The organism is Pseudomonas guariconensis (assembly GCF_024127895.1).
Lineage (GTDB): Bacteria > Pseudomonadota > Gammaproteobacteria > Pseudomonadales > Pseudomonadaceae > Aquipseudomonas > Aquipseudomonas guariconensis_B.
This window is the reverse complement of record NZ_JAMYBK010000006.1, coordinates 104,626-125,545: the sequence shown is the minus strand read 5'-3', so window position 1 is coordinate 125,545 and position 20,920 is coordinate 104,626. Positions and strand designations below refer to the sequence as shown.

The window sequence follows — 20,920 nt, the reverse complement described above, 5'->3', positions numbered from 1 at the left end:
AGATGACGAAGACCTCGAAAGCTCAGTCCCCTTTCGCCACGCCATGCTGTGGATCATTGATCCACTCGCTCCACGACCCGGCATACAACCGCCCCAGCGGGTACCCCGCCAGCGCCAGGGCGAACAGGTTGTGGCAAGCGGTCACCCCCGAGCCGCAATAGGCTACTAGCTGTTCCGGTGCCCGCCCTGCCAGTGCCTCGTCGAAACGCTGCTTGAGCTGCGCGGCCGGCAGGAAGTGGCCATCCGGCCCCAGGTTGTCGGTGAACGCCAAGCACTGGGCCCCCGGAATATGCCCGGCCACCGGGTCGATCGGCTCGACATCGCCACGAAAACGCGGCAGCGCGCGGGCATCGATGAGGGTCAACTCCGGTTGCCCCAGGCGCTTGGCCAGACGCTCGGCGTCGATCAGCAGCTTCATGTCCGGCTCACCGGTGAAACTGCCCTCGCGTTTGACCGGTGGATCGAGGCTCAGCGGCAGATGGGCGGCATGCCAGGCCTTGAGGCCACCATCGAGGATGAAAACGTCATCGCGCTTGCCCAGCCAGGCCAGCAGCCACCAGGCGCGGGCGGCAAACGCGCCGGGGCCATCGTCGTACAGCACCACCTGGCTGTCGTTGTCCATGCCCCATTCGCGCAGGCGCTCGACCAGCCGTCGCGGATCCGGCAGCGGGTGGCGCCCGGTGCGGCCCTTGACCACCGGCCCGCTCAGGTCCCGCTCCAGGTCGGCGAAGTGCGCCCCCGCGATATGCCCCTCGGCATAGCTGCGTTGGCCGTAATCCACATCCTCCAGGGCAAAACGACAGTCGAGGATCACCAACCCCGGCGACTCCAGGCGGTCGGCCAACTGCTGCGGGGTGATCAATTGCGCAAGGGGCATGACAATCTCCTGATCGATGGCACGAAAGGCCCTGGAGTCACTGCTCCAGGGCCTGGTTGAACGGTACGTGGAACTCCTCGCAGAGCGTGTCCACGGCAGCGCGCGAACTGGCGGTGACGAACCCCAGTTCCAGCACCAGTACCTGGTAGACGCCGCGCTTGAAGGCTTCTTCACCCAGGTGCGCGGAATGTTCGCGCGTGGTGCTGAGAAAACGAACCCACGAGGTCAGGACGATCCAGGCGTTGATGGTCAGCGATTCGATCTGCGCCGCATCCATGGCCAGGATCCCAGCCTCGACGAAGCCCCGGTAGATCGCCTGGCCCTGCTGCAGGCAACGCTGGGAGAAACGCCGGTAACGGGCGGCGAGTTCCGGGTCGCTGTCGAGCAGGTGCTCCAGGTCGCGGTGCAGGAAGCGATAGTTCCACATCGCCGCCAGCAGGGCCTTGAGGTAGAAGCGCTTGTCCTCGACCGTCGCGGTGCGCCCCTGGGGAGGCCGCAGGAAGCTGTCCACCAGCGCTTCGTACTGGCTGAAGAGCACGGCGATGATCGCCTGCTTGTTAGGGAAGTGGTAGTACAGGTTGCCAGGCGAGATTTCCATGTGCGCGGCGATGTGGTTGGTACTGACGCTGCGTTCGCCCTGCTGGTTGAACAGCTCCAGGCTGTTCTGCACGATGCGCTCACGGGTCTTCATGCGCGGGGCCATGCTCAGCTCCAAGTCTGCGTACTTCAATGATCGCCCATCTTAAGGTGTATCTGCCAAGGGATGCACCGTTCTGTGCCAGGGCGCAAAAAACTCGCGCCGGCGCGCAAATTAGAGTATAGGCTCTAGTCATCACAGCCCCCTTTCGTGGAGCCGCCATGACTTCGCCGATCGCCTTGCCTCCTGTGTATTCCGACCCCGACCTGGCTGCGACGTTCGCCGCCCAGCGCCAGGCGTTCGCCAGCCACCCCATGCCCGAGGCGGCCCAACGCCGGCAATGGCTGAAAAGCCTGCGCGAGGCCTTGCTGGCAGGGCAGCAACAGCTGGTCGAAGCCATCGACCAGGACTTCGCAGGCCGCAGCGCCGACGAAACCCTGCTGGCCGAGTTGCTGCCATCGGTACAGGGCCTGCGCCATGCCGAGCGTCACCTGCAACGCTGGATGCGACCTTCGCGGCGCAGGGTCGGCCTGGCCTTCCAGCCGGCCAGCGCCCGGGTGCTGTACCAGCCGCTGGGGGTGGTGGGCATCATCGTGCCGTGGAACTACCCGCTGTTCCTGGCCATCGGCCCGTTGACCTGCGCCCTGGCCGCCGGCAACCGGGTGATGCTCAAGCTCAGCGAAGCCACGCCGGCCACCGGGCAAGCGCTCAAGGCATTGCTGGAGCGAGTGTTCCCCGGCGACCTGGTCAGTGTCGTGCTCGGCGACATGCAAGTCGGCCAGGCCTTCTCCCGCCTGCCGTTCGACCACCTGCTGTTCACCGGCTCCACTGCCGTCGGCCGCCACGTGATGCTCGCCGCCGCACAGAACCTGACCCCCGTGACCCTGGAGCTGGGCGGCAAGTCGCCGGCCATCGTCTCGGCCAGCGTGCCGCTGGACACCGCCGCCGAGCGCATCGCCTTCGGCAAGACCCTCAACGCCGGCCAGACCTGCGTCGCCCCCGACTATGTACTGGTCCCACGCCAACGCCTGGGAGCCTTCGCCGATGCCTACCGGCGTGCCGTGCGCCGCTTGTACCCACGCATCGGCGACAACCCGGACTACAGCGCCATCGTCAACCCGCGGCAATTGCAGCGCCTGGAGCGACTGCTGGAGGATGCCCGCGACAAAGGTGCCCAAGCGCTCGACCTCTACCCTGACGAACCTCGCCAGGGCCGGCGCCTGCCGCCCCATGTGCTGCTGGATGTGAACGATGACATGCAGGTGATGCAGGAGGAGATCTTCGGCCCCTTGCTACCGCTGGTGCCCTACGACAGCCTCGACGACGCCCTGGCCTACATCAACGACCGTCCGCGCCCCTTGGCGCTCTATTACTTCGGCTACGACCGCGCCGAGCAGGACCATGTCATGCGCCATAGCCATTCCGGCGGCGTCTGCCTCAACGACACCCTGCTGCATGTGGCCCAGGACGACCTGCCCTTCGGTGGCATCGGCCCATCCGGCATGGGGCACTACCACGGGCACGAGGGTTTCCTGACCTTCAGCAAGGCCAAGGCGGTGCTGGCCAAGCAGCGCTTCAACGCCGCCCGATTGATCTACCCGCCTTACGGCAAGGCCTTGCAACGCCTGGTCTACAAGCTGTTCATCCGCTGAGCGAGGCGCCCCCATGCACCGCCGCGACCTGCTCCAGTTCAGCCTCGGCGCCAGCGTCTTCCTGGCCGGCGCCAGCCTGGTCGGTTGTTCGCCACAGGCCAGCGCGCCGGGCTTCAGCACGCTGCGCGACGACGACCTGCCGCTGCTGCATGCCCTGATTCCCGTGGTGCTGGCCGGCACCCAAGCGTCGCCGACGCTGGTCCTGCACAGCCTGGACCACAAGCTGGCGGCGCTGTCGCCGGCGATGCTTAAGCTCACCCGGCAACTGTTCGACGTGCTCAACCTGCCGCTGACCCGCGGGCCCTTGACCGGTGTCTGGGGCCGCTGGGAGAACGCCAGCCCCGCACAGGTCAGCGCCTTTCTCGCGCGCTGGCAGGACAGCTCGCTGAACCTGCTGCGCATGGGCCACGCCTCGCTGCTGCAACTGCTGCTCATGGCCTGGTACGAGCGCCCCGAAGCCTGGGCGGCCTGTGGTTACCCCGGCCCTCCGAACATCTGATCCCACAAGAGCCTCCCCGATGCCCGTAGCCGACCCGTTTCGCCAAGGCCTGGAACAAGGCTGGATCACCCATGATGCCTCGCGCCTGGAGCAAGACCTGACCCTGCAAGCCGACGTCGCCGTGATCGGCAGCGGCGCAGGTGGCGCCACCACTGCGGAAATACTCAGTGCCGCCGGCTTCAAGGTCCTGCTGATCGAGGAAGGCCCGCTCAAGACCAGCAGCGACTTCCACCTGCTGGAGAACGAGGCCTACGCCAGCCTCTACCAGGAAGGGCTGGGGCGCATGAGCAAGGACGGCGCCATCACCATCCTCCAGGGTCGAGCCGTGGGGGGGACGACGCTAGTCAACTGGACCTCGAGCTTCCGCACGCCGCCACAGACCCTCGGCCACTGGGCCAGGGAGCACGGGGTGAAAGGCCTGGGCAGCGAAGACCTGCAACCCTGGTTCGAACGCCTGGAGCGACGCCTGGGCATCAGCCCCTGGGCCGTCCCGCCGAACGCCAACAACGAGGTACTGCGGCGCGGCTGCGAAGCCCTCGGCTACCACTGGGCGGTGATCCCACGCAACGTGCGCGACTGCTGGAACCTCGGCTACTGCGGCATGGGCTGCCCGGTCAACGCCAAGCAGTCGATGCTGGTGACCAGCATCCCGGCCACCCTCGACAACGGCGGCGAACTGCTCTACCTGGCGCGGGCCGAGCGCTTCCTGCACGACGGCGAGCGCATTGGCGAACTGCTCTGCCAGGCCCTGGACAGCCAAGGCGTACATCCCAACGGGCGCCAGGTACGGGTCCGCGCTCGCCACTACGTGCTGGCCGGCGGCGGCATCAACAGCCCTGCCCTGCTGCTGCGCTCGGCAGCGCCAGACCCTTACCAGCGCCTGGGCAAGCGCACCTTCCTGCACCTGGTCAACTTCAGCGTGGCGCGGTTCGCCGAACGGATCGCCCCTTTCTACGGCGCGCCCCAGTCCATCTACAGCGATCATTTCCAGTGGCTGGAGGGTGTCGACGGCCCGATTGGCTACAAGCTGGAGGTGCCGCCGCTGCACCCGGCCCTGGCCAGTACCCTGTTGGGCGGGCATGGCCTGGAGAATGCCCAGCGCATGGCCGAGCTGCCCCATACCCACATGATGCTGGCCTTGCTGCGCGACGGTTTCCACCCGCAGAGCCAGGGCGGCCAGGTGGAGCTGCGCAGCGACGGCTCGCCCGTGCTCGACTACCCGCTCACCGACTACCTGCGCGACGGCCTGCGCCGGGCCTACCACAGCATGGCGCAGATCCAGTTCGCCGCCAGCGCCGCCCAGGTGATGCCGGTACATGGGGATGCACGCTACGTCGACGACCTGCGCCAGGCCCAGGCACTGATCGAGCGCCTGCTCCTGGAACCCTTTCACACCCGCCTGGGCAGCGCCCATGTCATGGGCGGCTGCGCGCTGGGCGAGGACCCGCGTCAAGCGGTGTGCGACAGCCTGGGTCGGCATCACCAGTTGCAGAACCTGTCGATCCACGACGGTTCGCTGTTCCCCACCAGCATCGGTGCCAACCCGCAACTGTCGGTCTACGCCATCAGCGCCCGGCTCGGCGAGGCGCTGGCTACCCGCCTGGCGCGTGGCGCATGACAACGATTATCCGCACTGTCTATAGTGCCATCATTCGGCCGCGTGACTTGGCCGGGCGCAGTCCCTGCGCTACCATCCGACTCCCCAACGCACTCCAGCCAGGATGACGCGATGAACCGAGTGTTGTACCCGGGTACTTTCGACCCCATTACCAAAGGCCATGGCGATCTGGTCGAACGTGCGTCGCGCCTGTTCGACCACGTGATCATCGCCGTGGCGGCCAGCCCGAAGAAGAATCCGCTGTTCCCCCTGGAGCAACGGGTCGCGCTGGCCCGCGAGGTCACCAAGCACCTGCCCAATGTCGAAGTCATCGGCTTCTCCACCCTGCTGGCGGCGTTCGCCAAGGAACAGGGCGCCAATGTGCTGCTGCGCGGCCTGCGCGCGGTATCGGACTTCGAGTACGAGTTCCAGCTGGCCAACATGAACCGCCAACTGGCACCGGATGTCGAGAGCCTGTTCCTCACGCCGTCGGAGCGTTACTCCTTCATCTCTTCGACCCTGGTCCGGGAGATCGCCGCGCTGGGTGGCGACATCAGCAAGTTCGTTCATCCGGTGGTGGCCGACGCCCTGAGCGAACGCTTCAGGAAGTGATGCCCCCTGCCTGAACGTCGCGCCCGCGTGCACTGCGGGCGCGAATGCGGCACAATTGTGCCCATTGGTTTGAAACATGCCCGGGCCTCGAGCCCCGGCCGGAGTCCCCATGTCCCTGATCATCACCGACGATTGCATCAACTGCGACGTCTGCGAACCCGAGTGCCCGAACGCCGCCATCTCCCAGGGCGAAGAGATCTACGTGATCGACCCGAACCTGTGCACCCAGTGCGTGGGCCACTATGACGAGCCCCAGTGCCAGCAGGTCTGCCCGGTCGACTGCATCCCCCTGGATGAAGCCCACCCGGAGACCCACGACGAACTGATGGCCAAGTACCGCCGGATCACCGGCAAGGCCTAATGCCGCTCGTCGCCGCGTTTCGCAGCGTATGCCTCGGCACGCTCCTGGCGCTGCTGGCCAGCGCCGCCCTGGCCGACGGGCCCGGTCGCGCCGCCATCGCCAGCCCCCATGGCGAGGCTACCGCAGCTGCCCGGCAGATCCTCGCGCAAGGTGGTAACGCCTTCGACGCGGCCATTGCCATCAGCGCCGCGCTGGCGGTGGTCGAGCCCTATGGCTCCGGGCTCGGCGGCGGTGGTTTCTTCCTGCTCCGCGAAGCCGGCGACACACCACGCTATGCCTTTCTCGACGCCCGCGAGCGCGCCCCTGGCGCAGCGACGCCAGGCATGTACCTCAAAGACGGCAAGCCCCTGCCCAACCTGTCGATCAACGGACCGCTGGCCGCCGCCATCCCCGGCCTGCCCCAGGCCCTGGCCGACCTTGCGCAGGCCCACGGCCAACTCCCCCTCAAGGACAGCCTGGCCCCGGCCATCCGCCTGGCGAACCAGGGGTTCGCCGTCGATCGCATCTATCGCGACCGCGCGACCATGCGCCTGTCTGCCCTGCGCGACAACCCGGAAAGCGCGCGGCTGTTCCTGAGCGACAGCCAGGTGCCAGCCCTTGGCACGGTGATCCGTCAGCCGGAGCTGGCCGACACCCTGCAACGCCTGGCCGATCACGGTCGCGATGGCTTCTACCGTGGCCCCCTGGCGCGTCAACTGGTCGATGGTGTACGCCAGGCAGGCGGGATCTGGACCCTCGACGACCTCGCCAGCTACCACACCGCCTGGCGCGAACCGCTGCGCTTCGCACTGGCCGAGCGCCGCGAGCTGATCAGCAGCCCGCCCCCCTCGGCCGGCGGCGTGGCCGTGGCCCAGAGCCTGGCCATGCTCCAGCGCCTGCCGTGGCAGCAGGCCGAGCCGGTCCAGCGCAGCCACTACGTGGTCGAAACGCTGCGCCGCGCGTACCGCGACCGTGGCTCGCTCGGCGACCCGGACTACGTCGCCAACCCCATCGACCGCCTGTTGGCCCGTGGCTACCTGACAGGTCTGGCCGACAGCATCGATGTCCACCAGGCCACGCCCAGCAGTACCCTGCCACCGGCCAGCGCCTGGCGCGAAGGCGACCACACCACGCATTTCGCGGTGATCGATGCCCTGGGCAATGCCGTGTCGGCCACGCTCTCGGTCAACCTGCCGTTTGGCGCAGCCTTCAGCGTGCCGGGCACGGGTGTGGTGTTGAACAACGAGATGGACGACTTCGCCGCCGACCCTGGCGGCAGCAACAGCTATGGCCTGGCCGGCAGCCAGGCCAATGCGGTGGCGGCGGGCAAGCGGCCGTTGTCGAGCATGAGCCCGAGCTTCATCGAAAGCCCGGAGCAGTTCGCCAGCTTCGGCACGCCGGGCGGCAGCCGCATCCCGAGCATGGTGCTGCTGTCGATGCTGGGTTATCTCGAAGGTCGCCCGGTGGCCGAGTGGCCGGCCATGCCCCGCTACCATCACCAGTACCTGCCGGATGTGCTCGAACACGAACCAGGGACCTTCAGCCAGGCGCAGAAGGAGCAGTTGCAGGCACGCGGCTACCGCCTGAAAGACCTGGGGCGCACCTATGGCAACCAGCAGGTGCTGTACTGGGACAAGGCTGCCGGCACACTGGAGGCCGCGAGCGATCCGCGTGGGGTCGGCGAGGCCATGGTATTCGAATAGCCTGCGAGAGGGGCCGCTTTGCGGCCCTATCGCGGGCAAGCCCGCTCCCACAAGGGGCGCGCTGCTCTTGAGGTCAACGCCAAAGGCGATGGGCTGCAAAGCAGCCCCAAGAGGGATGTCAGCGCTGGCAACGCGGGCAGTAGACGCTCGCCCGCTGCCCCAGCTTCACTTCACGCAGGGTGGTGCCACAGACCTTGCACGGCTGGCCGCCCCGGCCATAGACGAACAGTTCCTGCTGGAAATACCCCGGTTTCCCATCGCCCCCCACGAAATCGCGCAGCGTGGTGCCGCCCTGTTCGATGGCCGCCGCCAGCACCCGCTTGATCTCGATCGCCAGCTTCAGGTAGCGGGCTCGGGAAATGCCGCCGGCCTCGCGGCGCGGGTCGATGCCCGCGGCGAACAGCGCTTCGGTGGCGTAGATGTTGCCCACCCCCACCACCACGGCGTTGTCCATGATGAACGGCTTGACCGCCATGGCCCGCCCCCGGGAAAGCTGGAACAGGCGCTCGCCGTCGAACAGGTCGGTCAGCGGCTCCGGCCCCAGGCGCACCAGCAGTTCGTGGTTGAGCGGATCGAGGCTCCAGAGCATGGCGCCGAAACGGCGCGGGTCGGTGTAGCGCAGGGCCAGGCCCGACTCCAGCTCGATATCCACATGCTCGTGCCTGGCAGCAGGCAAGCCCAGCTCCACCAGGCGCAGGTTGCCCGACATGCCCAAGTGGCTGATCAGGGTGCCGACCTCGGCATTGAGCAGCAGGTACTTGGCACGCCGCTGCACCGTGACGATGCGCTGCCCCGACAGGCGCACGTCCAGGTCCTCCGGGATCGGCCAGCGCAGGCGCCCGTCACGGACCACCACGCGGCTGACCCGCTGGCCTTCCAGGTAAGGCGCGATACCGCGCCGCGTAGTCTCGACTTCTGGCAATTCCGGCATGGATCAGTGCCCACCCAGTTCGCGAATGGTCTGTTTGAGGTTCTCGAAGTCGTACTCCGAAAGGCCGATGTAGTCCAGCACCAGCGGGCCGACCACGTTCCACTCATGGTCAACGCCCTGGTTGCCCAGCACCCGGTAGGAGGCACAGATGTGCTCGGCCATCTTCAGCACCGCCAGCAGGTTCTTCAGTTGGGTCTGGGTATTGCGCGACGACTCGTCGCGGAACACCGCCAGGGCATTGTGGTGGTTGGCGATGGCCGCGCTCAGGTGCTCCGGCAGGCGCCAGGACTTGGCAGTGAAGTAGCCGACCACCGAATGATTGGTGTTGAAGGCACGGTTCTCGGTATCCACCACGCGCCGGTCCTCGCCGGCATTGGCATAGGCCTCCTCCAGCACCTGCATGTAGTCGGGGAAACGCTTGAGCATCAGCGGCACGCCGCAGTCGTGGAACAGGCCCAGGGTGTAGGCCTCGTCCACCGCCTGGAGCCCGGTGCGCTTGGCCAGGGTCAGACAAGTCATGGCCACGTCCTGGGCGGTGTCCCAGAAGCGGTTGAGGGTGACGATGGTCTCGTCGCTCATCTCGCCCTTGATCGACTGGGCGTTGATCAGGTTGATGATCGAACGGCTGCCCAGCAGGTTCACCGCACGCTGGATCGAGCCGATCTTGTTGGCAAGGCCGAAGTGCGGCGAGTTCACCAGCTTGAGCAAGGCACCGGACAGGCCGGGGTCCTGGGCGATCAGCTTGGCGATGGTCTCCAGGTCCGGGTCGGGCATGTATTGCTCGAACTGCAGGTCGACCATGATCTGCGGTTGCGGCGGGATGGTGATGCCTTGCAAGGCTTGCTGGATCTGTTCGGGGCTGAGTTCCTGGGGCATGGACACACACTCGGAAAGGACGGCGAATTCTAACCCTGGATCCCATCGGCGTACCAACCACTGGCACCTTTTCCAGGAACTTTGCCACAGCCCCGCCAGCCTCCTTCTCAGGCCCATCCAGAAAAGGAGCACAACCCCATGAGCGCAGAACTGAACGGCAAGCGCGTGGCCTTCCTGGTCACCGACGGTTTCGAGCAGGTGGAGCTCACCGGCCCCCGCGAAACCCTGGAGCGGCACGGTGCGGTGGTGGATATCCTGAGCGACAAGGAAGGCACCGTGCGTGGCTGGAACCATGACAAACCGGCAGACACGTTCCCGGTCGACGCCACCTTCGAAAGTGCCAGCCTCGACCTGTACGACGCCCTGGTGCTACCTGGCGGCGTGCAAAATTCCGACACCATTCGAGTGATTCCGGCCGCGCAAAAACTGGTCAAGAGCCATGACTCGGCCAGCAAGCCCCTGGCGGTCATCTGCCACGGCGCCTGGCTGCTGGTGTCCAGCGGACTGGCCCAGGGACGCCGGATGACCAGCTACAAGACCCTGCAGGACGATATCCGCAACGCGGGCGGCAACTGGGTCGACGAGGAAGTGGTGGTGGACGGTAACCTGATCACCAGCCGCAAGCCGGACGACATCCCGGCCTTCAACGAACAGTTGGTCAGGGCGCTGGCGAGGTGAAACCGGCAGCCCATTCGCGGCGGTTCGGGGCGCCGAACCGCCGTAAACAGGCCGGACCAGCCCCCCGGAACCCGATCCACGCTTTATCGTCAACCGCCCCGGCCCTATGTCCAACGCGCTATAATCCCGCTCTTTTTCCCGGAGCGACGTCATGTCCCTGCCCAGCCTTCGCCTCAAAGCCAATGCCGACCGCCGCCTGCGCGCCGGCCACCTGTGGGTCTACAGCAATGAAGTCGACGTCGCCGCGACCCCGCTGCAAGGCCTGCGTGCCGGCCAGCAGGCGATCCTCGAGGCCGCCAACGGCAAACCCCTGGGCGTGGTGGCGGTGAGCCCCAACAACCTGATCTGCGCCCGCCTGCTGTCGCGCGATGCCAAGCTGCCGCTGGACAAGTCGCTGCTGGTGCACCGCCTGAACGTCGCCCTGTCCTTGCGCGAGCGCCTGTTCGACAAGCCTTGCTACCGCCTGGTCTACGGCGACTCGGACCTGCTGCCAGGCCTGGTGGTCGACCGCTTCTTCGACATCCTCGTGGTACAACTGGCCTCGGCCACCATGGAGCAGCACAAGGACGAGGTGATCGCCGCCCTGGTCCAGGTGCTCAAGCCCAGCGGCATCCTGTTCAAGAACGACTCCGCCGCCCGCGATGCCGAAGGCCTGGGGCGTTACGTCGAAACCGTCTACGGCGAAGTGCCCGACTGGGTGCCGCTGGAAGAGAACGGCGTGAAGTTCGAAGCCCCGGTGCGCGACGGCCAGAAGACCGGCTGGTTCTACGACCACCGCATGAACCGCGCGCGCCTGGCGCCCTACGTCAAGGGCAAGCGTGTACTGGACCTGTTCAGCTACATCGGTGGCTGGGGCGTACAGGCCGGCGCGTTCGGTGCCAGCGAAGTGTTCTGCGTCGATGCCTCCGCTTTCGCACTCGACGGCGTGGAGCGCAATGCCACGCTCAATGGCATCGGCGAAAAGCTGACCTGCATCGAAGGTGACGTGTTCGAGGCCCTGCGCGAACTGAAGGCCGCCGAGGAACGTTTCGATGTGATCATCGCCGACCCGCCCGCCTTCATCAAACGCAAGAAAGACCTGAAGAACGGCGAGGCAGCCTACCGTCGCCTGAACGAGCAGGCCATGCGCATGCTCACCAAGGACGGCATCCTGGTCAGTGCCTCGTGCTCGATGCACCTGCCGGAAGACGACCTGCACAGCATCCTGCTGACCAGCGCCCGTCACCTGGACCGCAACCTGCAACTGCTTGAGCGCGGCGGCCAGGGGCCGGACCACCCGGTGCACCCGGCGATCGCCGAAACCCGCTACATCAAGAGCATCACCTGCCGACTGCTGCCCAACAGCTGACCGTCACCTGGGGCCGCCTCGCGGCCCCAGGTCGCATCACAGACCCAGCACCTGCGAAGCGATCCCGAAGTACACCAGTACCCCCGCCGCATCGGCGATCGAGGTCACCAGCGGCCCACTAGCAGTGGCCGGATCGAGCTTCAGGCGGCTGAGCATGAACGGCAGGCTCATGCCGATCAGGCTGCCGATGAGCACGATCACCAACATGCTGCTGGCGACGATCACGGCGATCTCCGGCCCGCCCCGCAGCATGCCCAGCGACGCCACGGCGATCGCCATGGTGCCGCCCAGGGCCAGCGCCACCGCGCATTCGCGGGTCAGCATGCGCAGCCAGTCGCGTAACACCACCTCGCCCGTGGCCAGGCCACGGACCATCAGCGTCGCCGACTGGGCGCCGGCATTGCCGCCACTGTCCACCAGCAGGGGCAGGAAGAACACCAGGGCGATATGCGCGGCGATGGTCTCCTCGAACGCGGCGATGCCCGCCCCGGAGAACAGGTTGCCGAACACCAGCAGCACCAGCCACAGCACACGCTTGCGGTACAGCAGGCCAATGGTGGCCTCCTTGAGGTTGCCGACGTGGTTGGTGATCAGCGCGCCCTTGTGGAAATCCTCGGTGGCCTCCTCGACCACCACGTCGATGGCATCGTCGCAGGTGACGATGCCCACCAGCCGGCCAGCCTCGTCGAGCACCGGCACGGCCAGCAGGTCGTGTTCGCGGACCAGGCGGGCCACCTCTTCCTGGCCAGTGGACGTGCCGACGCAAATGACATCGCGCACCATGATCCGCTCGATCGGCTGGTCAGGTGCGGCCAGGATCAGCTCGCGCAGGGACAGGGTACCCAGCAGGTTGCGTTGCCCGTCGAGGACGTAGGCCTGGTAGATGGTCTCGGCATCGGCGGCCTCTCGGCGCAGCATGTCGATGGCCTGGCTGGCGCTCAGGCCGCGGTCGAGACTCGAGTATTCGCCGGTCATCAGGGCGCCGGCGGTGCCCTCGAGATAGCGGCCCTGTTGCAGGAGGCCATCGCGACGGGCCTGGGCGGCCTGGCGCGGGTCGAATGGCGAAGCGAGGGTATCGGATGTGCAGTGCATAAGGTTCTCCAGGCGCCGACCCAGGCGCCCGCAGACCTCAGCCTTGCCGGCTCAAGCCTTCGGTAGCCCTGGCGACGGCGCACTCAGTGCCAGGTTGCAGGTTCGTGACGAACTGAAACTGGGAAGGTCCATTGAGGTCGTGTCTCGTGAAGCCGCACATGCGGCGCGGGGATGATAGGCCAGGCGCACCGGCGCGTCAGTGGCGAAAAGGCCTTCTGGCTACATTTGGGAAGCCTCCTACAGAGCGTCTGTCAGATGAAATCATCGCCGAACCCCGTCCCAGATGGCCGCCGGCCATCCACATCGCCATTCCCTCGCCGCGCCAGCGGTGTAGAATCGGCCTATTCATCGCCAGACATCCCCGGCGGGTTTATGAGCTCTGGTCGAGCACGCGGCGATCCCGCGCTGTCTTCGACCTCATCCGTGCCAGTGGCAACCGGCCTCGGCGCAAAGGACAAGAGAAGCTCACTCCCCTTTTTGTGACCTGATTCAGCCGCCAGGAGTGCTTCATGCCTGCTTACCGTTCCAAGACTTCCACCCAGGGCCGCAACATGGCCGGTGCCCGTGCCCTCTGGCGCGCCACCGGGATGAAGGACGAAGACTTCAAGAAACCGATCATCGCCATCGCCAACTCGTTCACCCAGTTCGTCCCAGGGCATGTGCACCTGAAGGACCTGGGCCAACTGGTGGCCCGCGAGATCGAGCGCGCCGGTGGCGTGGCCAAGGAATTCAACACCATCGCGGTCGACGACGGCATCGCCATGGGCCACGACGGCATGCTCTATTCGCTGCCGAGCCGCGAGATCATCGCTGACGCCGTGGAATACATGGTCAACGCCCACTGCGCCGACGCCATCGTGTGCATCTCCAACTGCGACAAGATCACCCCCGGCATGCTGATGGCCGCCCTGCGCCTGAACATTCCGGTGATCTTCGTCTCCGGCGGCCCGATGGAAGCCGGCAAGACCAAGCTGGCCAACCACGGCCTGGACCTGGTCGACGCCATGGTCATCGCCGCCGACTCGTCCGCCAGCGACGAGAAGGTCGCCGAGTACGAGCGCAGCGCGTGCCCGACCTGTGGTTCGTGCTCCGGCATGTTCACCGCCAACTCGATGAACTGCCTGACCGAAGCCCTTGGCCTGGCCCTGCCAGGCAACGGTTCGACCCTGGCCACCCACGCCGACCGCGAACAACTGTTCCTCAGCGCCGGGCGCACCATCGTCGAGCTGTGCAAGCGCTACTACGGCGAGAACGACACCTCGGTCCTGCCGCGCAGTATCGCCAACTTCAAGGCGTTCGAGAACGCCATGATGCTCGACATCGCCATGGGTGGTTCGACCAACACCATCCTGCACCTGCTGGCTGCGGCCCAGGAAGCCGAGGTGGACTTCGACCTGCGCGACATCGATCGCCTGTCGCGCAAAGTGCCACAGCTGTGCAAGGTGGCGCCGAACATCCAGAAGTACCACATGGAGGACGTCCACCGCGCTGGCGGCATCTTCAGCATCCTCGGTTCGCTGGCCCGTGGCGGCCTGCTGCACACCGACCTGCCGACCGTGCACAGCCGCAGCATGGAGGAAGCCATCGCCAAGTGGGACATTACCCAGACCGATGACGAGGCGGTGCACACCTTCTTCAAGGCCGGCCCCGCCGGTATCCCGACCCAGACCGCCTTCAGCCAGTCGACCCGCTGGCCGAGCCTGGACCTGGACCGCGCCGAAGGCTGCATCCGTAGCGTCGAGCACGCCTACTCGCAAGAGGGTGGCCTGGCCGTGCTGTACGGCAACATCGCGCAGGATGGCTGCGTGGTGAAGACCGCCGGTGTCGACGAGTCGATCCTGGTGTTCGAGGGCAGCGCGAAGATCTTCGAGAGCCAGGACAGCGCCGTGCGCGGCATCCTCGCCGACGAAGTGAAAGCCGGCGACGTGGTCATCATCCGCTACGAAGGCCCGAAAGGCGGCCCAGGCATGCAGGAGATGCTCTACCCGACCTCGTACCTGAAGTCCAAGGGCCTGGGCAAGGCTTGCGCCCTGCTCACCGATGGCCGCTTCTCCGGCGGCACCTCGGGCCTGTCGATCGGCCACGCCTCGCCGGAAGCCGCCGCAGGCGGTGCCATCGGCCTGGTGCGCGATGGCGACAAGATCCTCATCGACATCCCCAACCGCTCGATCAACCTGCTGGTCAGCGACGAGGAACTGGCCGCTCGCCGTGTGGAGCAGGACAAGAAAGGCTGGAAACCGGCCGAAGCCCGCCCACGCAAGGTCAGCACCGCCCTGAAGGCCTACGCCCTGCTGGCCACCAGCGCCGACAAGGGCGCGGTGCGCAACAAGGCGATGCTCGAAGGGCTGTAAGGCTCGCGGCAAATAAAAACCGGCGCCCTGTGCGCCGGTTTTTATTCTTGAGAGTGAACGACTAATTTACTGCACTGACAGGGATTGGACTCGTCCTGAATACAGACAGCTTATTCAAGGCGATGCTGAGGGATTCGTCGTCGAACAGTTTGCTTTTTCGGGCTGCAGCACCTGCCCCCCCGGACCAGGCTTTCAATCCTCGGCGAATCGAGGACACATCCGGCTCAATACCATCTCGATGCAGTAGCCAATCCACGGTGGCGAGAAGCTCCATGCCGAAAGGCGATTCGAAACCGTCAATCAGGCTGGTAGTGAACTCCAGGGCTGGCAGATATGCTTTGGCCTCACTGTTCAGGTACGCCTGGACAAAAGCCTTTCGGCCTTCGTCGAACCAGATGACGTCCATCGGCCCCGCATCGCTGATGCGCTTGCCGCAATGGAGATAGCTCCCATCCAGATTGTCCAGCAGGTGCTCAAGCCGGTTGGCATAAGGACCGTACTTATGGGCAGAAAACTTCAGATCCAGAGGATTATCCTCAGGCGTGAACCGCTCTATCGAACGCTCAAGGAACCAGGCCAACTTCTGGATCTCTAGCAAACTGCACTCCATACCGAGAACCCAGTAGCGGCGCACAAGCTCCGCAATCAGCGCCCGGGCCGGCGTCAGCTTTTCTACACCGCTGCGCTTGGAGACGTTCTGATACTTGCCCGTGGGTTCGAAAACCAGGACATCCGCCTCCAGATCCCCCAGGATCGCTTCGATCTGCTCACGTACGGACGCCCAAGGTAATCCTCCATTACCTGCACCCAAGGGAGGAATGGCGATGGAAATCACCTTGTTCTCGATAACGAATCTGCGCAGATCGTGCAGGCCTTCGATGATCCAGGCGATCTGTGAGGGAGAGCGCCAATGCCGTTTGGTTGGGAAGTTCACGATCCATCGCGGCCCTTCCAATTCTCGGACCTCGGTGACGAACATCTTCCCGGTGACCACCTCGTCCGCTTTGCAGGCAGCCGCGTACAGGCGATAGTTCTCGGCAAAGCGTTCCTTGAACATCAACGCAATGCCTTTTCCCATCACCCCTACGGTGTTGACTGTGTTAACCAGCGCTTCAGCCTTCGCCTCCAGCAGGTTACCTTGTGTAAAGCGGATCATCAGAAGTACCACCCGGGTCGAGCATGCACGGGAAGGTTCAGCTGACGCTGCTGAACCTCCATGTCAACACGACGTTTCAAAGCTTCGTTGTAGCAGACAATACCCAAAAGACCAGCTGTCGGAACATGCCTGTGGATCAAGGCCTCAGCCTGGTAGCGCTCCATTTTTCTTGGATCGTCAGGATCGCGCTTAAAGTCCCTGCGCTGCAGGATCCCCCAATCGATCTTGTCCAGATGCTGCAGCTCGCTGTAGTAGCCTGCCCAATGCGGGTAGGCATGGGCGTCGGTGAAGACGAAGCGCAGGCCAAGAGATCGCGCATGGTACAGGCTTGAGACCAAGATCACGATCTCTTCGTTCCGGCGCTGCTGTACGCTCCAGCCCGAATGGATGTTCTTCATCATCACCGAAAACGGGGTGAAATAGAACGGTACGTAGTCGGCCAATGTACCTCGTGGCTCGATGGGCACATAGCGCTGCGCCCGCTTGCTGATCAGATCTGGATTACCGATACCGACGTAGGCGCTGGAAAGCCTCCCGGAAGAAACCGAGTGCAAACCGTTATCCAAAAGCCAAGGAAGATTGTCGCGATGGACAATTCGCCAAATGAGCGCTTTGGAGGGGTTGAGGCTGGTATAGATCATCGAGGTGGAAACATATTCGGATTCGAGTCAACCCACAGGCGGCTATACCCCGACTGCCGCGCCGCTTGAAGCACGGTTCGCTCGATCTCTGCCGATGGGGTATAGATCTTTGCAAACTGCGCTGCGGGCACGGGCCCAGGAGATAGACATTCCGCCATGCAGACGTGTTTGCAAAGTGGGTCACGGTAATCTCGGCGATCCATCATATCCCAATCTATCGCCGCGAACCCCCTCTCGTAGTCGAGTAACTCGAAAGCCCCACCCGCCAGTGGATGCCGTGGAATCACCCACCAATTGCACCGACGCGCTAAAGATCTTTCCACTGCAATCAGCACAAAGCTCTCATCTGGTCTGTCCTGATGCACCCTGCCATCAAAGGGGTTCCTGGCAAACCAGTGAAATGGCACAAACTGTTCCAGAGCCTCACTACACCGCCCTTCAATGATCTCAGGATCAGCGATATCCGCGAAATCTCCATTCAGCTGAGCTCTAGGGATCAGCCCTCGCTGCATGATTGAAGGCACATTGTGGACACTGGTCAGGTGATAAATGAATTGCTGATCTCGAATAGCCACTGATGACCTCACGCAGAAATGGTAGCCAGTAGCTATCAACCATAGCCATTGGATCCACTTCTGCCAGCGGTCGTAGCTGTCGCTCAGTTTTCATCTGAAACAACCCTACTGGATCTGCTCCGGCGTCACGATCACCCAGTTCTTGTCCGCCGTCACCGGCACTCCTTCCTTCGCCTGGGCCGCGGCCTGCTTGGCGATCATCCCGTTCATCTGCGCCATGTACTTGGCCTTGCGGTTTATCCACAGGTGGATGCCACCCTTGCCCACGTCGACACCATGAAACTGCATGTAGCCATCGCTGGTCGGCGTATCGCCTCCCACCAGCACCGGCTTCTTCCACTCGTCGATGTAGGTGAGGATGGCCGCCTGCTTGCCAGCCATCCAGGTGGCCGGGGTCCATAGGTAAGGGGTCAGCTCCAGGTCCTGGTTGGCCTTGGGATCGTAGCGGCCTTCGCTGATCTGCTTGCGCGCGGTGGTCAACTGACCGGTGGCGGGGTCCTTGAGCAGCAGGCTGACGCCGATGACGTTCTCGGGCTTCACGTTGTAGCCGTACCTGGGGTCGGAGGCGACCATGCGTACCAGCTCCTCCGACGCAGCGGAGATCACATAGACGTCGATGCCATTCTCCATCAGCTTGTTGAACAGCTCGGTCTGCCCAGTGAACACCTTGGGCGGCGGCACCTCCATGCGCTTGACCTGCTCACCGTCGTAATAGGTGGCGGGGACGGGCTTGCCGGACGCCATCAGTTCATCGACCTGGGCCTTCAGCGCCTTGAGGCTGAAGCCGGAGAACACCTGGGCCACCCAGGGGTAGCAGACCATGTCATCGATCTCGCACAAACGGTAGTAATAGCTGAACAGGCTTTCCTTGTGCTCGGCAGTGTCCTTGAACGGGATCAGCTTCAGGGAGGGGTCGAGCGTGTCGCGGCTGATCAGCCCTTTGTTCTCCATGAAGGGCAGCAAGGCTTCTTCCAGGTCGAAGCGATAGCTGGTGTTGTCCATGTCGAAGACGGCGTAGTTGCCCTGGTTGGCATTGGCCGCGATCATCTGGTCGAGCTGCCTGGCGGCATCCTGCGGCCAATGCTTGAGCTCGACGGCCCAGGTAGTGAAGCTGAGCGCCAAGGCCAGGCCGCCGGCGAGGACTTTCGGAGCGATCATGTGCGAATCTCCTGAAAAGTGGCCTTGGAACGCTAGCCAAACAACCCTGCCATCGCCCCCCTGACAACGACCTCCACGCAGCTGCAAACGCCGTGTTCATTGCCAGGAACGACAAGGTGTTATTCCATTTACGACTATCCAAATTCCATTTGGATATAAATTCGTTTGTTTTCAGACTGTTAGCATTTATGTTCGCAATCGCTCACCAGAGGCGACGCCCTTTCTGCTTTATCCTGGAGCTTCAATGAACCTGCCGCTGTCACTCAACCTGCTGGTGTTCCTGGCTTTGCTGCTGGGCCTGGCGCAAACCCGCCGTACCGACTGGAGCCTGGCGAAGAAAGTCCTGCTGGGCCTTGGCCTGGGCGTGCTGTTCGGCCTGGCCCTGCACACGTTCTATGGCGCCGGCCACCCGGTGCTCAAGGCCACCATCGGCTGGCTCGACCTGGTCGGCAACGGCTACGTGGGCCTGCTGCAGATGATCGTCATACCGCTGGTGTTCGCCTCGATCCTCAGTGCCGTGGCGCGCCTGCACAACGCCTCGTCCCTCGGGCGGATCAGCGTGCTGAGCATCGGTATCCTGCTGCTGACCACCGCCATCGCCGCGCTGATCGGCATCGCCCTGACCAACCTGTTCGGCCTGAGCGCCGAAGGGCTGGTGGCCGGAGCCCAGGAAACCGCGCGCCTGCAGGCGATCCAGAGCGACTACGCGGGCAAGGTCGCCGACCTCAACGTGCCACAACTGCTGCTGTCGTTCATCCCCAGCAACCCTGTCGGCGACCTTGCGCGGGCCAAGCCGACCTCGATCATCAGCGTGGTGATCTTCGCCGTGTTCCTGGGCCTGGCCGCGCTGCAGTTGATCAAGGACGACAGCGACAAGGGCGGGCGCGCCCTGGCGGCCATCGACACCTTGCAGGCCTGGGTGATGCGCCTGGTACGCCTGGTGATGAAACTCACCCCTTACGGCGTGCTCGCGCTGATGGCCAAGGTGGTGGCCAGCTCCAACCTGGAGGACATCCTCAAGCTGGGCAGCTTCGTGGTGGTGTCGTACCTCGGCCTGGGGCTGATGTTCGTGGTTCACGGGGTGATCCTGACGATCTCCGGCGTCAGCCCGCTGCGCTTCCTGCGCAAGGTCTGGCCGGTGCTGACTTTCGCCTTCACCAGCCGCTCCAGCGCCGCCAGCATCCCGCTGAACATCGAGGCGCAGACCCGCCGCCTGGGCGTGCCGCAGTCCATCGCCAGCTTCAGCGCCTCGTTCGGCGCGACCATCGGCCAGAACGGCTGCGCCGGCCTGTATCCGGCCATGCTGGCGGTGATGGTGGCCCCGGCGGTGGGCATCGACACCTTCGACCCGCTGTGGATCGCTACCCTGGTGGCCATCGTCACCCTGAGCTCGGCGGGCGTCGCCGGCGTGGGCGGTGGTGCGACCTTCGCCGCGCTGATCGTGCTGCCGGCCATGGGCCTGCCGGTGGAACTGGTGGCGTTGCTGATCTCGGTCGAGCCACTGATCGACATGGGCCGCACCGCGCTGAACGTCAACGGCTCGATGACCGCGGGCGTGGTGACCAGCCAGTTGCTGAAAGAGACCGACAAAGAGGTGCTGGCCGATGACCAGCATGCCGAGCTGAGCCACTCCTGAGCGCCTGGGGCCGCTGCGCGGCCCCAACAGTCTCAAACCTTGTCCCAGACCTCGAAGCGATACGCAGGCCCCTCACCCTCGCCCGCCTGCGGCACACTCGACGTCAACGCCCACTGCGCCTGGTCGAACTCCGGGAACCAGGCATCCCCCTCCGGCGACAGCTCCACGCGGGTCAGGTACATACGGCTGACCAGCCCTTTCTCCAGCGCCTGCCCATACAACTGCGCCCCACCGATCAGCATCAGCTCGTCGACACCCTGCTCCCGGGCCCACTGCTCGGCACGCACCAGCGCCTGCTCCAGCGAAGCGAAGACCTCGGCCCCCGCAAGCGCAAGGCCCGGCTGGCGGCTGACCACGAGGTTCAGGCGGCCCGGCAATGGCCGGCCCAGCGAATCCCAGGTCTTGCGCCCCATGATGATCGGCTTGCCCAAGGTAGTGGCCTTGAAGTACTTGAAATCCCCTGGCAGGTGCCAGGGCATGGAGTTGTCGATGCCGATCACGCGGTTCTCGGCGAGGGCCGCGATCAGGCTGAGGGGAAGTGATGTATTCATGGGGGCGAGG

At 64.8% G+C, this 20,920-nt stretch carries 20 protein-coding genes; 10 read left to right on the top strand and 10 right to left on the bottom strand.

Going from position 1 to position 20,920, the window contains the following annotated elements; translation table 11 throughout:
• Positions 1-22: 22 nt before the first annotated feature.
• Together NJF35_RS09775 and NJF35_RS09770 are read right to left on the bottom strand one after the other, a co-directional pair.
• Positions 23-877 carry a sulfurtransferase gene (locus NJF35_RS09775; RefSeq protein ID WP_253090976.1) on the bottom strand — a complete coding sequence of 285 codons (855 nt, stop codon included), beginning with the start codon at positions 875-877 and terminating at the stop codon, positions 23-25.
• 37 nt (positions 878-914) lie between these two features.
• Complete coding sequence (locus NJF35_RS09770) at positions 915-1,580, bottom strand: TetR/AcrR family transcriptional regulator (protein ID WP_225787570.1); 666 nt, start codon at positions 1,578-1,580, stop codon at positions 915-917.
• Between the two features lie 155 nt (positions 1,581-1,735).
• Here NJF35_RS09770 and NJF35_RS09765 point away from each other — a divergent pair, with 155 nt between their 5' ends.
• The 6 genes from NJF35_RS09765 to ggt all read left to right on the top strand — a co-directional run bounded on the left by NJF35_RS09765 (position 1,736) and on the right by ggt (position 7,917).
• Positions 1,736-3,166 carry a coniferyl aldehyde dehydrogenase gene (locus NJF35_RS09765; RefSeq protein WP_253079854.1) on the top strand — a complete coding sequence of 477 codons (1,431 nt, stop codon included), beginning with the start codon at positions 1,736-1,738 and terminating at the stop codon, positions 3,164-3,166.
• A 13-nt stretch (positions 3,167-3,179) separates the two neighbouring features.
• A complete protein-coding gene (locus NJF35_RS09760; protein WP_225787572.1) occupies positions 3,180-3,665 on the top strand; it encodes a twin-arginine translocation pathway signal protein in 486 nt (161 codons plus the stop codon).
• Between the two features lie 19 nt (positions 3,666-3,684).
• Entirely contained in the window at positions 3,685-5,283 is a 1,599-nt protein-coding gene (locus tag NJF35_RS09755) for a GMC family oxidoreductase (RefSeq protein ID WP_253090975.1), read from the top strand.
• A gap of 111 nt (positions 5,284-5,394) precedes the next feature.
• Positions 5,395-5,874 (top strand): pantetheine-phosphate adenylyltransferase, encoded by a 480-nt coding sequence (gene coaD / locus NJF35_RS09750; protein ID WP_225787574.1) that lies wholly within the window; start codon positions 5,395-5,397, stop codon positions 5,872-5,874.
• Positions 5,875-5,983: 109 nt separating this feature from the next.
• Positions 5,984-6,235, top strand: a complete 252-nt coding sequence (locus tag NJF35_RS09745; RefSeq protein WP_225787575.1) for a YfhL family 4Fe-4S dicluster ferredoxin — start codon at positions 5,984-5,986, stop codon at positions 6,233-6,235.
• The gene (gene ggt / locus NJF35_RS09740; RefSeq protein ID WP_225787576.1) at positions 6,235-7,917 is read left to right on the top strand and encodes a gamma-glutamyltransferase; all 1,683 of its coding nucleotides are present in this window, start codon (positions 6,235-6,237) and stop codon (positions 7,915-7,917) included. Before NJF35_RS09745 ends, ggt begins: the two co-directional genes overlap by 1 nt.
• A 118-nt stretch (positions 7,918-8,035) precedes the next feature.
• Here the strand turns inward: ggt and mutM are convergent, their stop codons facing one another.
• Both mutM and NJF35_RS09730 read right to left on the bottom strand, forming a co-directional pair.
• Complete coding sequence (gene mutM / locus NJF35_RS09735; protein ID WP_225787577.1) at positions 8,036-8,848, bottom strand: bifunctional DNA-formamidopyrimidine glycosylase/DNA-(apurinic or apyrimidinic site) lyase; 813 nt, start codon at positions 8,846-8,848, stop codon at positions 8,036-8,038.
• Positions 8,849-8,851: 3 nt separating this feature from the next.
• The gene (locus tag NJF35_RS09730; protein ID WP_225787716.1) at positions 8,852-9,670 is read right to left on the bottom strand and encodes an HDOD domain-containing protein; all 819 of its coding nucleotides are present in this window, start codon (positions 9,668-9,670) and stop codon (positions 8,852-8,854) included.
• A gap of 192 nt (positions 9,671-9,862) precedes the next feature.
• On the opposite strand from NJF35_RS09730, the gene NJF35_RS09725 reads away from it, so the two are divergent.
• Both NJF35_RS09725 and NJF35_RS09720 read left to right on the top strand, forming a co-directional pair.
• The gene (locus NJF35_RS09725) at positions 9,863-10,402 is read left to right on the top strand and encodes a type 1 glutamine amidotransferase domain-containing protein (protein WP_225787578.1); all 540 of its coding nucleotides are present in this window, start codon (positions 9,863-9,865) and stop codon (positions 10,400-10,402) included.
• A 151-nt stretch (positions 10,403-10,553) separates the two neighbouring features.
• Positions 10,554-11,750 carry a class I SAM-dependent rRNA methyltransferase gene (locus tag NJF35_RS09720; protein WP_225787579.1) on the top strand — a complete coding sequence of 399 codons (1,197 nt, stop codon included), beginning with the start codon at positions 10,554-10,556 and terminating at the stop codon, positions 11,748-11,750.
• A gap of 36 nt (positions 11,751-11,786) precedes the next feature.
• Here NJF35_RS09720 and mgtE read toward each other — a convergent pair whose 3' ends face one another.
• Positions 11,787-12,842, bottom strand: a complete 1,056-nt coding sequence (gene mgtE, locus NJF35_RS09715; protein ID WP_225787580.1) for a magnesium transporter — start codon at positions 12,840-12,842, stop codon at positions 11,787-11,789.
• Between the two features lie 509 nt (positions 12,843-13,351).
• On the opposite strand from mgtE, the gene ilvD reads away from it, so the two are divergent.
• On the top strand, positions 13,352-15,193 hold the full coding sequence (gene ilvD / locus NJF35_RS09710; protein WP_225787581.1) for a dihydroxy-acid dehydratase: 1,842 nt from the start codon (positions 13,352-13,354) through the stop codon (positions 15,191-15,193).
• A gap of 61 nt (positions 15,194-15,254) precedes the next feature.
• On the opposite strand, the gene NJF35_RS09705 is transcribed toward ilvD, so the two are convergent.
• From NJF35_RS09705 to NJF35_RS09690, 4 genes are all read right to left on the bottom strand, one after another.
• A complete protein-coding gene (locus NJF35_RS09705) occupies positions 15,255-16,349 on the bottom strand; it encodes a macro domain-containing protein (RefSeq protein ID WP_225787582.1) in 1,095 nt (364 codons plus the stop codon).
• Positions 16,349-16,990, bottom strand: coding sequence for a DUF4433 domain-containing protein (locus tag NJF35_RS09700; protein ID WP_225787583.1), 642 nt, complete (start codon positions 16,988-16,990; stop codon positions 16,349-16,351). The genes NJF35_RS09705 and NJF35_RS09700 overlap by 1 nt, the downstream gene beginning before the upstream one ends.
• On the bottom strand, positions 16,987-17,565 hold the full coding sequence (locus NJF35_RS09695) for a DarT ssDNA thymidine ADP-ribosyltransferase family protein (RefSeq protein ID WP_225787584.1): 579 nt from the start codon (positions 17,563-17,565) through the stop codon (positions 16,987-16,989). The genes NJF35_RS09700 and NJF35_RS09695 overlap by 4 nt, the downstream gene beginning before the upstream one ends.
• Positions 17,566-17,670: 105 nt before the next feature.
• Complete coding sequence (locus tag NJF35_RS09690; protein ID WP_225787585.1) at positions 17,671-18,723, bottom strand: haloacid dehalogenase-like hydrolase; 1,053 nt, start codon at positions 18,721-18,723, stop codon at positions 17,671-17,673.
• 244 nt (positions 18,724-18,967) lie between these two features.
• On the opposite strand from NJF35_RS09690, the gene NJF35_RS09685 reads away from it, so the two are divergent.
• Complete coding sequence (locus NJF35_RS09685) at positions 18,968-20,359, top strand: L-cystine transporter (protein WP_225787586.1); 1,392 nt, start codon at positions 18,968-18,970, stop codon at positions 20,357-20,359.
• 32 nt (positions 20,360-20,391) lie between these two features.
• Here NJF35_RS09685 and NJF35_RS09680 read toward each other — a convergent pair whose 3' ends face one another.
• Entirely contained in the window at positions 20,392-20,910 is a 519-nt protein-coding gene (locus NJF35_RS09680) for a dihydrofolate reductase (protein WP_225787587.1), read from the bottom strand.
• Positions 20,911-20,920 lie beyond the last annotated feature (10 nt).

What these genes read in the sequence shown, in the direction of transcription:
- NJF35_RS09755 (WP_253090975.1), top strand. Translation starts at nt 3,685, where the DNA reads ATGCCCGTAGCCGACCCGTTTCGCCAAGGCCTGGAACAAGGCTGGATC.
- coaD (WP_225787574.1), top strand. Translation starts at nt 5,395, where the DNA reads ATGAACCGAGTGTTGTACCCGGGTACTTTCGACCCCATTACCAAAGGC.
- NJF35_RS09685 (WP_225787586.1), top strand. Translation starts at nt 18,968, where the DNA reads ATGAACCTGCCGCTGTCACTCAACCTGCTGGTGTTCCTGGCTTTGCTG.
- NJF35_RS09765 (WP_253079854.1), top strand. Translation starts at nt 1,736, where the DNA reads ATGACTTCGCCGATCGCCTTGCCTCCTGTGTATTCCGACCCCGACCTG.
- NJF35_RS09760 (WP_225787572.1), top strand. Translation starts at nt 3,180, where the DNA reads ATGCACCGCCGCGACCTGCTCCAGTTCAGCCTCGGCGCCAGCGTCTTC.
- ggt (WP_225787576.1), top strand. Translation starts at nt 6,235, where the DNA reads ATGCCGCTCGTCGCCGCGTTTCGCAGCGTATGCCTCGGCACGCTCCTG.
- ilvD (WP_225787581.1), top strand. Translation starts at nt 13,352, where the DNA reads ATGCCTGCTTACCGTTCCAAGACTTCCACCCAGGGCCGCAACATGGCC.
- NJF35_RS09720 (WP_225787579.1), top strand. Translation starts at nt 10,554, where the DNA reads ATGTCCCTGCCCAGCCTTCGCCTCAAAGCCAATGCCGACCGCCGCCTG.
- mutM (WP_225787577.1), bottom strand. Translation starts at nt 8,848, where the DNA reads ATGCCGGAATTGCCAGAAGTCGAGACTACGCGGCGCGGTATCGCGCCT.
- NJF35_RS09745 (WP_225787575.1), top strand. Translation starts at nt 5,984, where the DNA reads ATGTCCCTGATCATCACCGACGATTGCATCAACTGCGACGTCTGCGAA.
- NJF35_RS09705 (WP_225787582.1), bottom strand. Translation starts at nt 16,349, where the DNA reads ATGATCCGCTTTACACAAGGTAACCTGCTGGAGGCGAAGGCTGAAGCG.
- NJF35_RS09700 (WP_225787583.1), bottom strand. Translation starts at nt 16,990, where the DNA reads ATGATCTATACCAGCCTCAACCCCTCCAAAGCGCTCATTTGGCGAATT.
- NJF35_RS09680 (WP_225787587.1), bottom strand. Translation starts at nt 20,910, where the DNA reads ATGAATACATCACTTCCCCTCAGCCTGATCGCGGCCCTCGCCGAGAAC.
- mgtE (WP_225787580.1), bottom strand. Translation starts at nt 12,842, where the DNA reads ATGCACTGCACATCCGATACCCTCGCTTCGCCATTCGACCCGCGCCAG.
- NJF35_RS09770 (WP_225787570.1), bottom strand. Translation starts at nt 1,580, where the DNA reads ATGGCCCCGCGCATGAAGACCCGTGAGCGCATCGTGCAGAACAGCCTG.
- NJF35_RS09690 (WP_225787585.1), bottom strand. Translation starts at nt 18,723, where the DNA reads ATGATCGCTCCGAAAGTCCTCGCCGGCGGCCTGGCCTTGGCGCTCAGC.
- NJF35_RS09725 (WP_225787578.1), top strand. Translation starts at nt 9,863, where the DNA reads ATGAGCGCAGAACTGAACGGCAAGCGCGTGGCCTTCCTGGTCACCGAC.
- NJF35_RS09775 (WP_253090976.1), bottom strand. Translation starts at nt 877, where the DNA reads ATGCCCCTTGCGCAATTGATCACCCCGCAGCAGTTGGCCGACCGCCTG.